14 protein-coding genes are annotated in these 15,414 nt (G+C 51.3%); 4 read left to right on the top strand and 10 right to left on the bottom strand.

Annotated elements, in window-relative coordinates:
- Positions 1–23: 23 nt before the first annotated feature.
- The 5 genes from DFR27_RS01435 to bioB all read right to left on the bottom strand — a co-directional run bounded on the left by DFR27_RS01435 (position 24) and on the right by bioB (position 6,424).
- The gene (locus tag DFR27_RS01435; RefSeq protein WP_121875676.1) at positions 24–1,826 is read right to left on the bottom strand and encodes an acyl-CoA dehydrogenase C-terminal domain-containing protein; all 1,803 of its coding nucleotides are present in this window, start codon (positions 1,824–1,826) and stop codon (positions 24–26) included.
- 315 nt (positions 1,827–2,141) lie between these two features.
- Positions 2,142–2,828 carry a dethiobiotin synthase gene (gene bioD / locus DFR27_RS01430; protein ID WP_121875675.1) on the bottom strand — a complete coding sequence of 229 codons (687 nt, stop codon included), beginning with the start codon at positions 2,826–2,828 and terminating at the stop codon, positions 2,142–2,144.
- A gap of 8 nt (positions 2,829–2,836) precedes the next feature.
- A complete protein-coding gene (locus DFR27_RS01425) occupies positions 2,837–4,318 on the bottom strand; it encodes a methyltransferase domain-containing protein (RefSeq protein WP_170150735.1) in 1,482 nt (493 codons plus the stop codon).
- Positions 4,305–5,408, bottom strand: coding sequence for an aminotransferase class I/II-fold pyridoxal phosphate-dependent enzyme (locus DFR27_RS01420; RefSeq protein WP_121875673.1), 1,104 nt, complete (start codon positions 5,406–5,408; stop codon positions 4,305–4,307). Before DFR27_RS01420 ends, DFR27_RS01425 begins: the two co-directional genes overlap by 14 nt.
- Positions 5,402–6,424, bottom strand: coding sequence for a biotin synthase BioB (gene bioB, locus DFR27_RS01415; protein WP_121875672.1), 1,023 nt, complete (start codon positions 6,422–6,424; stop codon positions 5,402–5,404). The genes DFR27_RS01420 and bioB overlap by 7 nt, the downstream gene beginning before the upstream one ends.
- Positions 6,425–6,500: 76 nt before the next feature.
- Here bioB and DFR27_RS01410 point away from each other — a divergent pair, with 76 nt between their 5' ends.
- Both DFR27_RS01410 and DFR27_RS01405 read left to right on the top strand, forming a co-directional pair.
- Positions 6,501–7,286: a ComF family protein gene (locus DFR27_RS01410; RefSeq protein ID WP_121875671.1), complete on the top strand. Its 786-nt coding sequence runs from the start codon at positions 6,501–6,503 to the stop codon at positions 7,284–7,286.
- 56 nt (positions 7,287–7,342) lie between these two features.
- A complete protein-coding gene (locus DFR27_RS01405; RefSeq protein ID WP_121875670.1) occupies positions 7,343–8,323 on the top strand; it encodes a serine/threonine protein kinase in 981 nt (326 codons plus the stop codon).
- A gap of 115 nt (positions 8,324–8,438) precedes the next feature.
- Here DFR27_RS01405 and cysE read toward each other — a convergent pair whose 3' ends face one another.
- From cysE to efp, 5 genes are read right to left on the bottom strand one after another with little or no spacing between them, the layout of a single operon-like run.
- Positions 8,439–9,236, bottom strand: a complete 798-nt coding sequence (gene cysE / locus DFR27_RS01400; RefSeq protein ID WP_245962580.1) for a serine O-acetyltransferase — start codon at positions 9,234–9,236, stop codon at positions 8,439–8,441.
- Positions 9,233–9,595, bottom strand: coding sequence for a VanZ family protein (locus tag DFR27_RS01395; protein WP_121875669.1), 363 nt, complete (start codon positions 9,593–9,595; stop codon positions 9,233–9,235). The genes cysE and DFR27_RS01395 overlap by 4 nt, the downstream gene beginning before the upstream one ends.
- The gene (locus DFR27_RS01390) at positions 9,592–10,233 is read right to left on the bottom strand and encodes a GNAT family N-acetyltransferase (protein WP_121875668.1); all 642 of its coding nucleotides are present in this window, start codon (positions 10,231–10,233) and stop codon (positions 9,592–9,594) included. Before DFR27_RS01390 ends, DFR27_RS01395 begins: the two co-directional genes overlap by 4 nt.
- Complete coding sequence (gene epmA / locus DFR27_RS01385) at positions 10,214–11,149, bottom strand: EF-P lysine aminoacylase EpmA (RefSeq protein WP_121875667.1); 936 nt, start codon at positions 11,147–11,149, stop codon at positions 10,214–10,216. The genes DFR27_RS01390 and epmA overlap by 20 nt, the downstream gene beginning before the upstream one ends.
- Positions 11,150–11,204: 55 nt before the next feature.
- Positions 11,205–11,774, bottom strand: coding sequence for an elongation factor P (efp, locus tag DFR27_RS01380; protein ID WP_121876088.1), 570 nt, complete (start codon positions 11,772–11,774; stop codon positions 11,205–11,207).
- Between the two features lie 170 nt (positions 11,775–11,944).
- Between efp and epmB the strand changes: the two genes are divergently transcribed.
- Positions 11,945–12,949 (top strand): EF-P beta-lysylation protein EpmB, encoded by a 1,005-nt coding sequence (gene epmB, locus DFR27_RS01375; RefSeq protein ID WP_121875666.1) that lies wholly within the window; start codon positions 11,945–11,947, stop codon positions 12,947–12,949.
- Positions 12,950–13,043: 94 nt separating this feature from the next.
- Entirely contained in the window at positions 13,044–15,101 is a 2,058-nt protein-coding gene (locus DFR27_RS01370; RefSeq protein WP_121875665.1) for an EAL domain-containing protein, read from the top strand.
- Positions 15,102–15,414 lie beyond the last annotated feature (313 nt).

Raw genomic sequence — 15,414 nt, 5'->3', positions numbered from 1 at the left:
ATTAATCCAGCGGCCTTGGGGTCTTAGGAGATAACGAACTGCTCTTCGGCCATATCCATCAGCGTATCGAGCGGCGCCTTCATGGTTGCTGCCAAGGTAATGGTACGTGGCAAGATGCGCGCGAAGTAGAACTTCGCCGTGTGCAACTTCGCTTCGTAGAAGGCAGTCTCTGACGTTCCCGCAGCAAGCTTTTCAGCAGCTGTCTTGGCCATCTGAGCCCAGTAGTATGCCATGCAGACGTAACCCGCATACATCAAGTAATCAACTGACGCTGCGCCTACTTCTTCTGGGTTTTCCATCGCCAGCATACCGATATGCATGGTCAGCTCGCCCCACTCTTTGGTTAGCTCCTGTAGCTTCACTGAGTAACCGCCAATGGTTTCGTTTTCTAGGTTCTCTTTCGCGAACACATAGATTTCTTTCGTTAGCGGCTTTAATAGTTCGCCACCCGAGCCCAATACTTTACGGCCTAGCAGGTCAAGACCCTGAATTCCGGTAGTCCCTTCGTAGATGGTAGAGATACGGCAGTCACGCATGTTTTGCTCGGCTGGCCATTCCGCTGTGTAGCCATGTCCGCCAAATACTTGAACGCCCAAGCTTGCAGCTTCACAACCTACTTCCGTCATGAACGCCTTACCAATTGGAGTAAGGATAGAAAGCAGGTCATCAGCAACTTTGCGCTCTTCCTCATCCTTACCATCGCTAACGATGTCCGCGTTATAGGCCATGTGGTAGCCCATCATACGCATACCTTCTGTCAGCGACTTAATAGTAAGTAGCATACGGCGAACGTCTGGGTGAACAATAATTGGGTCCGCAGGGCCGTCAGGGTTCTTCTTACCTGATAGTGAACGCATCTGTAGACGATCGCGAGCGTACTCAGTGGCGTGCTGAATAGCCAGCTCCGAATGCGCTAAACCTTGGAATGCGGTACCGATACGAGCTGAGTTCATCATGGTGAACATATAGCTCAAACCCTTGTTCTGCTCGCCAATAAGGAAGCCTTTGGCACCGTCAAAGTTCATCACACAAGTTGCATTACCGTGGATGCCCATCTTGTGCTCAAGCGCGCCACAGCTTACTGCGTTACGCTCGGCAACGTTACCGCTGTCATCGAGGTTATTCTTAGGTACAACGAAAATCGAAATACCTTTAGTTCCCGCTGGCGATCCAGGAACACGCGCCAACACCAAATGAATGATGTTATCAGCCATGTCATGATCACCTGCAGAGATGAAAATCTTTGTGCCGGTAATAGAGTAGCTACCATCGGCGTTAGCTTCTGCCTTGGTACGGAGAAGACCAAGGTCAGAACCACAGTGTGGCTCAGTTAGACACATGGTACCGGTCCACTCACCAGAAACCATGCGCGGCAGGAAGGTGTCTTTTTGTTCAGTTGAGCCGTGAGCTTCAAGCAGGTGCTTCGCGCCGTGCGAAAGACCTGGGTACATTCCCCAAGACCAGTTTGCCTGTCCCACAATTTCAGAGACGGTCATGCCCAGCGAAACTGGCAAGCCTTGACCACCGAACTCAGGGTCAGCAGAAAGTGAAGGCCAGCCGCCCTCTACGAACTTCTGGTAAACTTCTTTAAAGCCACTTGGCGCAATCACACCATCTTCGCCAAGTTTACAACCTTCACGATCACCGGTTACGTTGGTCGGCGCAATTTCCTGCTCAGCAAAACGACCGATCTCGTCAAGGATGGCATCAACCATATCTGGTGTAGCATCCTCGCCACCGTTGATCTTAGTGTAGAGCGTATTGAAGTCGAAAATTTCATCGCGAACGAAACGAATATCGCGTAATGGGGCTTTATAATCTGCCATGTGGAGAACCTCTTAATTATACCAATGCGGGCGCCGAAACGAGGGCGCAGACCGAGCTACTATTCAAACACTTGTTTGAAACATACGTTTAAGGCCATAACGTGTCAAGATTTGGACAACACCTAGTTGCTACGATGCCCTTAAATTTAGACGAATCTGAACAGTTTGCGCGATTGAAATTCGCAATGCCGTCACCCAGGCGACTAGCGTGAAGCCCTTATTTAATAGGGCTTCTACTAGGCCAACATATGCGTACGCAGTGCCTTCTTAAAAACGGGCATTTTGTGACTCAATAGTCGCAAATAGTTTTAGCGATTAGCCAACTAACGTCTGTATAGCTATATACGAGGCGGCGGCTTTAGCAGATTGCTCTGCCTGAAAAGGAACCACACCAAGACATGGTGCAGGAAGGCGCTGCTTGAGTGTGGCAAGATTTTCCTCAAAGCGCGGCATTTGCCCCGTCGCGCTATTGGCCACCCAGCCAACGAATGGCAAACCATCACGGCGAATCGCCTCAACGGTCAGCATGGCATGGCTAAGGCAGCCCAAGGTCATATCAATGACCAAAATTACGCCAAATCCCAGCTCGCGGGCGATATCTGAGACGTATTCGCGATCATTTAGCGGTACACGCCAACCACCGGCACCCTCGACCAGCGCAAAGTCTACTGGCGTCATCAGGGCGCCACGAATCTTGCCGGTGATGCCCACAGCGTTTAATCGCTTACCTTCATCGTTTGCCGCAATATGTGGGGCAATAGCCGCCTCAAGACAGACTGGATTGACCAGCTGATAGGGAAGTTGAACCGTGGAAGCCCGCATGAGATTCAGCGCATCTTCATTGCGAAGTTTACCGTCGTGTAATTCTGATCCCGCCGCAATTGGCTTAAGGCCAACCGTACTCAAGGCTTGAGATTGAGCCGCCCAGAGTATTGCCTCGGCAACATAGGTTTTACCAACATCGGTGTTGGTCCCGGCGATGAAGTATCGGTGCTTTTTCATGATCAATCCTAATTCAACTTAGTCAGTGTGAGCTGAACCACATCATAGTGAGTGCGATAGCTACCGCCACCGGCTTCACGTGCAGCCTTGCCCCAGCTTTGCAAATTTGACCGAGTGAGCGGCTTTCGGGGTGCGTTCAGGACACAGTTGGCTCCAACACCGCGAAGATGTTTAAGCAAGTCAGAAAAACTGCTCGCCTCCACCGGTGCCTGATAACGCTGAAGCTGACTGTTCAGTAGCGATGCCCTGGCAAACGCCAGCCAGTCAGTGTGCGCGGGAAAGTCGTTGACTCGATTGCCAACACCGGCGACTTCGGCCGACGTTCTCAACTCAGCTAGACTCAGCTCACCCAGCGTAGCAATCCAAGCCCTACCGTTGGGTTTTAATACCCGAGCAATCTCTGCAAAGACGCCAGCCGGGTTGGGACACCATTGAATAGCCAAGCTACTTACCAATACATCCACACTATTATCTTCCAACGGTAACGCCTGCGCATCGCCCACTGTTGAACGAAATCCTAGCTGGCGAGTATGCGCTACCATCTCTGGACTCAGGTCAATACATAAGAGCTCGCCCGAGAAACGCGTTTGGAGTTGCTGGGCACAATAGCCGGTGCCGCTCCCCAAGTCCACCAGCAAACCTGCCTCCGGCAAGGTCACTTCGGCCAATAGCGAATCGGCCACACGTTGCTGAAGGCTTGAGGATTCTGCGTAACTATCCACCGCTCGGGAGAAACTGCGAGCAACCTTTCGCTGGCGTTCACGTAACCAATACTGCTGGATAAGCTCGCCCAACTGTTTTGGCGCGGCGAGAGGTAAATCATGGGACTGCTCTGCCAGCACTTCCACCTCGGCCTCAATCTCCGGCAGTGGCGCCACCAACGCATCCAATCCCCCCAACACATAGGAGGCGCCGTGAGTCACGGAAACGGTGGCCGCGAGATCGGCCAGACTGCGACCGTAGTCGGCCAGTTCCGGCTGAAGATAGCGGGTAATGGCGGAAGCATCGTGAGCGAGTGGCCCACCGTGTGAAACTAACGCGGCAAAATACGCGCGCGCTCGCGCTCCCCCCTTTGCAACACGCTTTTGGAATTTGGCGAGGTCAGCCAATTTCAGCCCGCGTCCCGCTTCAACAATGAATGAGGCTCGCCCCGCAATGGCAAACACTGATTCAAAGATGACACCACGCTGCTGCAAGCGCGCCACTACTTGAACACCTAATGACCACGCGATAACTCTTGGTCGCTGATCCTTTAGCTGCTGATAGAGCGCTTCAAACCATTCGTTGTAGTCACTATCTGCAGGTTGATCCACCACCTGCAAGCGAGTATTGAGCTCATTACTCAAGGCCTGCCAGGCGCCAGCTTGAAAGCCCCAACCATTGAAAACCAGCGCCAAGGACGAATCAAACTCCGCCTGCTGGGTTTTGACGTTAGCCTGGTCACACTGCGAAGCGCCTAAATGAGGGATTATATGGCTAAATAAGGTCACTACGTCTGACCTCCGAAATAAGTTGTTCAATCTGCGCAGGGGTATGCGCAGCCGATAGTGAAATGCGTAAGCGTTCCGAGCCCTTTGCTACGGTTGGGGCACGAATCGCCCCCACTAGAAAACCCTTTGCCTCAAGGTGCTCAGCAAGATTCATCAACCGTGTGTTGTCGCCAACATGGATGGGTTGAATGGCACTATGACTTGCGCTTAATAACAGTCCCGAGTCTTCAGCACAGTAACGAAAGTGAGCAATATTGCTCTGCAGTGTGGCGATGGCGCTATCATTTGCTTGCAGCAGTGCGAGTGCTGCGGAGCTTGCCGCGGCCTGCGCTGGCGGAAGAGCGGTGGTGTAAACATAGGTTCGACTGAAGTTACTCAAACCAGCAATTAACTCCTTTGAACCACAAACTAGCGCCCCATAGGAGCCCAAAGCTTTGCCGCATGCCACCATCAATATATCCGGCTTAATGGCCGTACTGGCACCACGGCCATGATGCCCAATGACGCCCACCCCATGCGCGTCATCCACAAGTAACGTGGCACCAAACTCCTGGCAGGCAGCCTGGATCTCAACCAGGTCAGCCACATCACCATCCATGGAATAAACGCTTTCGATCGCCACTAAAGTGGGCTCGTTGGAGCGACTGAGGAAATCTCGTAGTTGTGCCACATCGTTGTGACGAAATCGTCGGAAGTTGGCACCACTCAGTGCACCGCCATCCAACAAGCTCGCATGATTTAGACGGTCGTGAAGTACCCGGTCACCCTTAGTAAGCAACGTAGCTATAATGCCAAGATTTGCAGCGTAGCCAGATGAAAACACCATGGCAGCCTCATAGCCAAACAGCTCAGCGGCCTGCTGCGAGAGCAATTCATGGTGTTGGGTATGACCCATGACAAGATGCGAGGCTCTGCCCCCTACACCATGACTATCAATGGTCGCCTTAGCTGCACGCTTTAGCTCCTCTCGCTGACTGAAGCCTAGGTAATCGTTACTGGCGAAATCCACACCATGGCGCACACGAATTTGACGCTTGGCATTCTCCTGTTCAGCCAGCTTCAATCGCGCTGTTAGCCGATCAATTAGCACGCAGCATCCATAGCGTCATAGAAGGTTTTTGCTACAGGTTTAACTGGCTGATCTTTCAGCTCTTCGCGGTTGATACCCAAACGGGCAAACAGCTTAAGATCATCGTTCGACTCGGGGTTAGGTGTGGTAAGAAGTTTCTCACCGTAGAAGATGGAGTTTGCCCCTGCGAAGAAAGCCATGGCCTGCATTTCATCGGACATTTCTTCACGACCAGCCGAAAGGCGAACATAACTCGTTGGCATGATAATTCGAGCCACGGCGATAGTGCGAATAAACTCAATAGGATCCAAGACTTCTTGACCCTCCAATGGCGTTCCCGCACAGGCCACTAGCTGGTTGATGGGTACCGATTCTGGGTGCATCGGCAGATTAGCTAGCTGAACTAGCAATCCAGCTCGATCGCGCTGCTCCTCGCCCAGACCTACGATACCACCGGCGCAAACCTTCATCCCAGAGTTACGGACATTCTGCAAGGTTTCCAAGCGATCTGAGTAGGTACGTGTTGTGATAATTTCGCCATAATATTCGGGCGATGTATCCAAGTTGTGGTTGTAGTAATCCAGCCCGGCATCCGCAAGCGCTTGCGCTTTATCGTCAGACAGCATGCCTAGCGTCATACAGGTTTCCAGGCCCAGAGCCTTGACTTCCTTCACCATCTCAACGACATAGGGCATGTCTTTTGCTTTCGGACTGCGCCATGCCGCGCCCATGCAAAAACGGGTTGCTCCGGTTGCCTTGGCATCTTTAGCCTCTTCAACCACACGCTGCAACTCCATCAAGCGTTCGCGTTCAAGACCCGTATCGTAGCGTGCACTCTGAGGGCAGTAGGTACAGTCTTCTGGGCAGGCGCCGGTCTTGATGGATAACAAACGGCTGACTTGCACCTGGTTAGGATCAAAGTGCTGGCGATGCGTTGACTGCGCTTCGAACAGTAAGTCGTTAAGTGGTTTATTAAATAACTCAGATACTTCAGCCACCGACCAATCGTGGCGGGTTACAGGTGAGGATGCAGTCATAGTAGTTCTCGCAATTCATTATATTAGGGCGATAGGCACCAACTTCACTGTTGTAGCGCCTACGCAAAGGTTCTCTATGGAGCACATCCTGCGAAAGCTACGCTCGATTGTCAACCAAATTTCGCCAGATGGTTTACACTGGCGACAAGCTGCACAAAGCCTGATGACTGAATTACCGTTCGAGTGCCCATTTTGTCGCTGCAGCTGCGTTTGGCCGGATCGATGCTGCGGCCCCTGCGCGAATGAATTACCCTGGAATAGGCAGGCCTGTCGTCGTTGTGCCCACCCACTTCAGCGGAGCGCTGATCATTGCTTAGCATGCCCACCGCATAACTGGGATATCGCGTACTCTGCCTGTTACTATCGCCTCGAAATTCGCTGGGCGCTTAGTAATCTAAAGCAGTCTGAACGTCTGGATTTGGGCGCCCTTCTCGGACAATTGCTAGAGCAATATCTAAGCGCCCAGAGAGTTGGTTCACTGCCGGATGCCATCATTCCCATCCCCATCAGTCGCCGGCGTTTTCGCGAGCGAGGTTTCAATCAGGTTGAGGCCATTCTTAAGGGAATGACCTGGCGCTATCGAAACCGTGTGCAACCGCTCCTGCGTGTATCGTCAAGTGCCAACGTTAAGGGCCGCAACGCAACGCAGCGGTGGCGACGCGATAACCCCTTCGAGGCAACTCAAACCGTCCCCGAGCGCATAGCCATCGTGGATGATATTCACACCACGGGCTCAACCCTCAGCAGAGCCACCGAGACCCTCCGAGACGCCGGCGCTAAGTATGTTGAAGTTTGGACTGTCGCGCGAACACCAAGGCCCGGCTATGGCGACTGTTACTGGCTCAGCAATGCTGATTATTAACGCCCGCCACCGAAAACAGAGTACACTAGCGAGATACTTCTGGGATATCGCTCACTATGCAACATATTTGGTACGAACTAGATCAAGACGCCGTTATTGAAGCGGTAGAATCACTTGGCTACTTCAGCGACTTGCGATTATTTCCACTGAATAGTTACGAAAATAGAGTTTGGCAGGTAGGCATTGAGGACGAGGTCCCGCTGATTGCAAAATTTTATCGCCCCAACCGCTGGACTAACGACCAAATCATCGCCGAGCACCAGTTTACTCGTCATTTGGCCAACGCTGAGATGTCTGTGGTACCGCCAATAGCCATTGGCGGACAGACCCTCTTCACCCACAAAGATTTCCGCTTCAGTATTTTTAAGCGCCAAGGTGGCCACGCGCCTGAGCTCGATAATTTCGATCATCTAGAAAAATTAGGACGTGCCTTGGGGGAGATCCACCAGCTGGGCCAGCAGGTGGATCTCAGCTTACGCGATTCAATGTGTGACGCCCGCATGGCCAACATTGCACGGGATTTCATTATTGAGGGGGATTGGGTAGGTGAAGCCTATCGCTCTCAGTGGGCGGACCTGAGCGGCGACATGATTGAGCAAATTGAAGCGGCTTTTAAGCAGGTCAATCCAAAGCTCATTGCTCTGCATGGTGACTGTCACCCCGGCAATATTCTCTGGCGCGATGACCGCCCGCATTTTGTAGATTTCGATGACTGCATTCGGGGACCCGCGATGGCAGACCTGTGGATGTTTTTGTCTGGGGATAGGGCCGACAAAACCGCGCAGCTTGATGCGATAATTGAAAATTACGAGCTATTTACTCATTTCGACCAAAATGAACTGGCGCTGATTGAACCACTCCGTGCAATGCGACTATTACACTACACCGGGTGGCTAGCTAGGCGCTGGGAAGACCCTGCATTTCCAATGCACTTCCCTTGGTTTAATAGTGAGCGGTACTGGGGAGAGCAAATCCTTGCGTTGCGGGAGCAGCTTGCAGCGTTAGACGAGGCTCCAATCAGCTTAGTCCCCTACTGACACTTGGCGCGGCGGGAACACCTACCGCGCCGCACCAAGTAGCCACGAAAAACCTGAAGGCGGCCCGAGGCATTTTGCCGACGCTACTCACCATTAAAGCTACTCACCATTAAAGCTAGTTACTATAGAAGCTGTGATCCATAGTTTGGGCGGGTTCAATACAGGTGGATTCACCGCGAACGGTAGCCGGCACTCCCGCCACAACGGTACGTGGCTCAACATCCCTCAACACAACACTACCGGCAGCAATTTGTGCACACGCGCCAACCTCAATATTACCGAGCACTTTGGCGCCTGCACCCACTAACACGCCGTAGCGAATCTTTGGGTGGCGATCGTCGGATTCTTTACCGGTACCGCCTAGGGTGACGGAATGGAGGATGGACACCATATCTTCGATCACGGCGGTTTCACCAATCACTATTCCAGTGGCATGATCAAACATCACACCCTTGCCAATTTTGGCAGCAGGGTGGATATCCACACCTAAACGATGGGAAATTTGACTCTGAAAAAATAACGCCATAGGGCGACGGTTGTTGACCCAAAGGTAGTGGGCTACCCGATAGCTTTGCAGCGCCAAGAAACCTTTAAAGTAGAGAAATGCGGTGGCCTTAGAGTCACAAGCAGGATCACGGCCATGAACGGCCGCTAAGTCCAGCCGTATACAATCTACCTGATCCGCTAGCGCCTCTTCGGCCAGTTCACGAATCGCCAACGCCGGCAGCGCGGTGCAATCTAGCTTTGAGGCAATATGATAGCTCAACGCGGAAAGCAAGGTTTTATGCTTTAAGATGGTGGCGTGAAGGTAGGAAGCTAACGAAGGTTCTTCACTCGCCCAGGCATCCGCATTGTATTGAATCTCAGCCCACACTGAGTCGACGACATTTTCCGCTGCCATGGCTGCTTTCATTTCATTAAACCTCGTTTACGCATCCGTGGGACTAAGAATAGCTCAATAACGATAATCGCTAAGATCACTCCTACTCCATCTGCAGTCAAATCTAACATTTCCGCCGAACGCCAGGGTATTACGGCTTGTAACAATTCCACCGCTAAACCCAGCAAGAAACTGCCAAGATAAACCATGAAACGTTTGTTAGGGTAGGCAAAAAAGAACAATCCACAAATTCCACCGAACGCAACGGCGTGCTCCAGCTTATCAATATGCTGAACATCCAGAACTTGCGGCGCTGGAATACTACAGACTATGATCACAAAGAGGGCAGAGAACCAGGCCAAGCCCTTCCAGTAACGTTTCAACAAACTCATTCTTCATCCCTGTCTAAAACCATACGTGTCAAATAGTGAAAGCCTGGAACCGACTTATGCGGTGCTGGGCGAGAGTACTGATGGACAAAGCCTAAATGTAGGTACATGGCCATCGCGAGCGCGTTACTCTTCGCCACATCTAAACTCAAATTCGAGCAGGCCATTTCATACGCCTTCTGATCAGCAAAATTCACGATTTCCCGCAGTAGTCCGCGACCCCGAAATTGAGCGTCAACCGCAATGCCGCTGAGGTGCAGGCAATCGGGTTTAGGCGCTGGCAAGCTTCGCTCCAAACGAATCCCTCGCCAACTACATGCCAGCGCAGCGCTAAAGCCGTAATAGCGAAAGACTTGAGTGATACCGGGCCCCGCTAGGGCCTCTGCAGAAGCTTTGCTAGCCAGAATAAAGGTAGCGATAACAGAGCCCTCTGAGATAACACCCCAGATATTATTGTGACTCAATGCAGTATCGTCCCGAGTAAAACTGTTAGCCAAAAAAGACATGGCTCTTAGTTTATCTCCGTTACCATACAACCAAGTGAATGCCTCGGGGCCTGAACTAAAGAGCAGGGGGACAGCACTTTCATACTCGGTGGCATCGAGGCGTCGAATATCAAAATCAGGCGTTGTTGTCGTCAAAGCTAATTACCTCAGAAAGCGTTTGCGTGGCCGCGGCTAGCATACAGATACGGTCTACGCCCATTGCGACACCTGCACAGCTTGGCATCGCTGAGTTAAGCGCAGCAATTAAGTGTTCATCCATGGCAACAACGGCCTTTTTTTGATGCGCTCGGAGCGCCAGTTCGCGCTCAAAACGCTGGCGTTGCTCTTCACCATCAGTTAATTCGAAATAACCATTGGCCAGCTCAACACCCTGATAAACCAACTCAAACCGCTGGGCAACTTGCCCATAATCACGGTTAGTAATTTTAGCCAAAGCCGACTGACTAGCCGGGAAGTCAAAAATAAACACTGGCGCGTCAAGCTCCGGCTCAATGGCGTGACTAAAGATTACATCAAGCCAGCCATCTCGGGCCAACGCGGTAGGATCTAGCCCTGATAGCCCGGCACCTACCGCAGCTAATTCCGTATCATTTATTGTGAAAGGGTCAAGATTAACCGAATCAATGAACAGCTTGCGATAACTCACTTGTGTTGCTGCAGGCATATTGAAAACAGCCTGGCAAAGCGCCTCAACCTCATCCATTAGTTGAAATTCATCGAAGCCAACCCGGTACCACTCCAGCATGGTGAATTCGCTGTTATGACGACGGCCGCTCTCACCCTTTCGAAAGACCTTCTGCAGCGCATAGACGTCACCATAACCGGCAGCAACTAGACGCTTAAGAGGGAACTCGGGTGAACTTGCCAACCAACGATCTTCACCTTCAATCTTCAGCAATTCGATATTAAGGTCGGTGCCGCCCGCTGCACTCAGTAGCGGCACCTCAATTTCAAGAATGCCACGCTTAGCAAGAAACTGACGGATGTCCGCGAGAATCTTTGCTCGCTGCTGAAGCGACTGTAATGAAGCCGTTGGGCGCCAAGATACCATAGTGTTTCCACGCGCAGTGCGTCACGTCGGGACGCGCTTACGCAGCGCGTCAAGATTAGTCTTTCGAGCGGCCGAGATATTCACCGGTACGCGTATCGATCTTAAGCTTGTCACCAATTTCAACAAACAGCGGAACCTTAATGGTTGCTCCGGTTGTCATTGTGGCGGGCTTTGTTGCACCCTGGGCAGTATCACCTTTAAGGCCCGGGTCAGTATGCGCAACTTCTAGCACAACGTGATTGGGCGGAGTGACCGTTAGCGGTGAGCCGTTATACAAGGTTACGGTGATCACATCCTGTTCACGAAGCCAGTTCTTTTGGTCTGCTACGGCTGATTCTTCCGCTTGATACTGATCAAAGGTATTTGGGTCCATGAAGTGCCAGAACTCGCCATCGTTGTACAAGTACTCCAATTCAACATCCATAACATCAGCAGCTTCAAGGCTTTCACCTGACTTAAAGGTACGCTCCCAAACGCGTCCTGTGCGCAGATTCTTCAAGCGTACACGGTTGAATGCCTGGCCTTTGCCCGGCTTAACGTATTCGTTCTCAACAATTGAACATGGATCGCCGTCTAGCATGACCTTTAGGCCACCTTTAAATTCGTTGGTAGAAAAATTAGCCACTTTAATTCGCCTCACAATTTCGGAGCGCATTGCTCCTTCAGATAGATATCTGAGCATTGTACACCAGCCTGCCCGTTTCGTCAGCGTTTGCAATCAGCAAACTAAGTAGCTTTGAGGACTTAATTTGCGCTGCTGAGGCGAGTACAATAACCAAAACAGTTAGGCGCGCTATGACACTAATTTATCGGGAATCTCAATCACTGAGCTGGCAGCAACAATTGCAGCAGGCCTTCACCTGTCGCACAACCCTTTTAGCCGCTGTTGATGTTGCCGATAATCGCTTCAACGACGAAGCTATTAACTTCCCACTATTGGTTCCTCAGGCTTACGCCAATCGGATCCGCAAAGGCGACCCAAAAGACCCTCTGCTTGCTCAGATTCTCACCGTTGGTGATGAGCTAATTGAGCACCCAGATTACTCGTCCGACCCGTTGGCCGAGGCAGAATTCACGGTGGCGCCGGGCATCATTCACAAATATCGGTCCCGCATTCTGTTGGTGCTCAGCGGTAAGTGTGCCGTGAACTGCCGCTACTGTTTTCGCCGTCATTTTCCCTATGAAGATAATCGCCTATCCACTGCACAATGGCAGAGTTCACTCAGCTATCTCAGTGACCATCCGGAAGTGAACGAAGTAATCTTGAGCGGCGGCGACCCTCTGATGCTTAACGATAAAAGCCTGCAGTCCTTGATTCGAGCGATTGAAGCTTACCCTCAAATTAAACGGCTACGGATTCATACCCGCCTGCCGCTAGTTATCCCTGCCAGAGTCACGAACGAACTCTGCCAGCTATTACAAAACACTCGCCTGAATGCGCAACTGGTGTGGCATATCAACCACCCTAATGAAATTGATGAAGAGGTAGCGGAAGCGGCCTTAAAACTTCACCGTAGCGGCGTTCGACAGTTTAATCAGAGCGTCCTTCTTGCCGGTGTAAACAACTGCTCAACAACCCTCGCTGTGCTCAGTGAAAAGCTGGATGATCTCAACATTCAACCCTACTACCTTCATCTCCTCGACCGGGTTCAAGGCGCCGCACACTTTCAGCTCTCCGCCGACGATATTAACCGTATTTACCAGCAACTCTGCGCGCTGCTACCCGGCACGCTAACGCCGAAACTCAGCCGCGAAGAGGCCGGAGGTAGTGCCAAAACCGTTTTCGGCAATGGCCTCTAACGCACTCTAAATAATGTGATCCATCGCCTAAAATTTCGCTACTTAAAGCCCCGTTTATTCGCTACCATAGAACTAACTGACAGTTAGGTAGACTATGGACACTTCAGAACGAATTCGGCTATTGGTTGCTAACCAAGATGAACATGAATCCACACGCTTGATCTCCATGCTTGAAAGCGCTGGAATCAACTTGCGACCTCAGTATGTCCACTCGCCTGAGTTATTGGACAAACTCACCGCTGATCAAACGTGGGACCTCTGCATTATCGATGCCGATAATCCGAATTTGGGCTACCGCGAAGTCTTGCAAGGCTTTCGCAAACAACGCTTAGATATTCCCACTTTAGTGCTCTGTCATGAAGATGATCACCCCGCCACGGTAATCCAGGCGCTAAAGCTAAGTGCTGTAGATGCCATCATGCATGACCATGATCAACACCTAATTGCAGTAGTAAAGCGTGAATTCGCTAATCGCCAACAGCGTCAATTGCGCCGTCAAGCTGAGCTCAACCAACAGGCGTCCGATGTGAAAGCGGCCTACCTACTAGATGACCTTCGTACGCCTACCGCCTATCTTCAGGACGGCATGTTCCTTTATTCAAATAGAGCCTTCCTAGACCTCTTTGGCTTTGAGGACGAAGATGACCTAATCGTTACGCCAATTGCCGACTTAGTGTCGGACACGCAATACCAGAAACAACTTTCCAAGTTGGCAACAGGTGAAGATGCCGCGGAGCAAAAGCAGCTGAACACTCAAATGACAACCTGCGAGGGCGAAGACTTTGACGTAGTCATGTTGATTCGCACCACTGAGTATGATGGCGAAGCCTGTAATGAAATTGTTATCCCCAGCCACCGATTGAATTTCGGCGAGCAAACCATCGCGGCCACCGAGTTTGAAATGCCTACCTTAATGGAGCGCCGCCAGTTTATTGAGCGCACCCAACAGGCAATGCGTGACACTCAAGACGGCAAGCGCCACCAACTCTGTTACTTTGAAGCTCCCGATTATGCTGAGGCTACTGCCCCCTTTGACTTGGGCGAACGCGAACTGCTCATCGAACAAATTGCCAGTTATTTAAGAGACAACCATCAACAACTTGGCAGTTGGGGTAACTTAGGCGAAGGAAAGTTCTGCCTCGTCAGTCAATATCAGAATGAAACGGCATGCCTAGCTGAACTCGAAGTGGTTATTGCCGGCCTCGACAAACAAGTCTGGGAATGCGGCGAGAAGTCCACACGGCTCCACCTCCGCGCTGGAATTTGCCAAGTCAGTAGCGTACACGCTTCCGTTGATGATCTCTTAGCTGCCGCAAAAGAAGCACACGCTGCAGCGGTTAAATTGAGCCAGGCCGCCGCTATCTTCGAATTTGCGGACGACGCTCAGCCCGAGCTAACCACCGAGGATATTATCACACAGGTCAAGAGCGCCCTCGCTGACGAGCGTTTCAAACTACTCTTCCAGCCCATCATTAATATTCACGGTAACACCCAGGAACTGTATGAGGTCCTGTTACGCCTTATTGACGAGGAAGGTAATGAAGTTAGCCCCGCTGAGTGGCGTGAGCAAGTTGCCAAGAGTGGCTTAGGCGCGCTCATCGATCGCTGGGTTATCCGTGAGGCGGCAAAGAAGCTGGCGCTTCACCTTCGTGATGGCCACGACACCAAGTTGCTAATTAACCTCTCCGAGGCAGCACTCAACGATGATGGATTGCCAGCATTCCTCGGGAGTCTATTCAATGCTGCAGGGCTTCCGCGCGAAAGCTTGGTGATGCAGCTTAGCGAAAAAGACGTTAACCGAAACCTCAAGAATGCCGCGCGACTCACTGAATCGCTAGCGGGCTTGCAATGCCATGCCGCGCTAACTCACTTCGGGTCATCACTCAATCCGTTCGAAACGCTTAATCACTTAATTATTGACTGGGTCAAGGTAGACGGATCTTACACCAAAGACCTCCAAGACGGCGGCGACACCAAGGTGCTGCAAACGTTGCTAACTCAGTTACATGAAGAAGAGCGCGAGACCATTATTCCAATGGTAGAAAACGCTGCCATCATTAACAAGCTATGGCAATCCGGCGCTAAGCACATTCAGGGTTACTACGTTCAGGCGCCGAGTGATGACATGGCGCACGACTTCGAACTCTACTGAGTTTTATGTAGCGAGTCAGGGAGACCCTAGCCCTGACTCGTATCTCTCAGCGCGTGCCAGCCTAGTTACTTCGCCGCTTACCGCCAAATCTTTGGCTTCTCCAGCCCTTATGTATAACTTCCTTGCAGGGTATTAGCCCTTATCTTTGCGCACCTTACTGCGTTACTAGCGCTAAGCTAGGGTAAAGCCTAGGTTATTCACGCAGTACACTTATTCAGTACAAGTGTGGTATAACAATTAAATTAAATTAAATTTTAACTGCAACCATTTTACCTGTGTAGCGTCTAAACTATGACGATAACCACATAAAGGA

It is taken from the genome of Umboniibacter marinipuniceus (genome assembly GCF_003688415.1).
Taxonomy (GTDB): domain Bacteria; phylum Pseudomonadota; class Gammaproteobacteria; order Pseudomonadales; family DSM-25080; genus Umboniibacter; species Umboniibacter marinipuniceus.
This window is presented reverse-complemented; position numbering and strand designations above follow the sequence as displayed.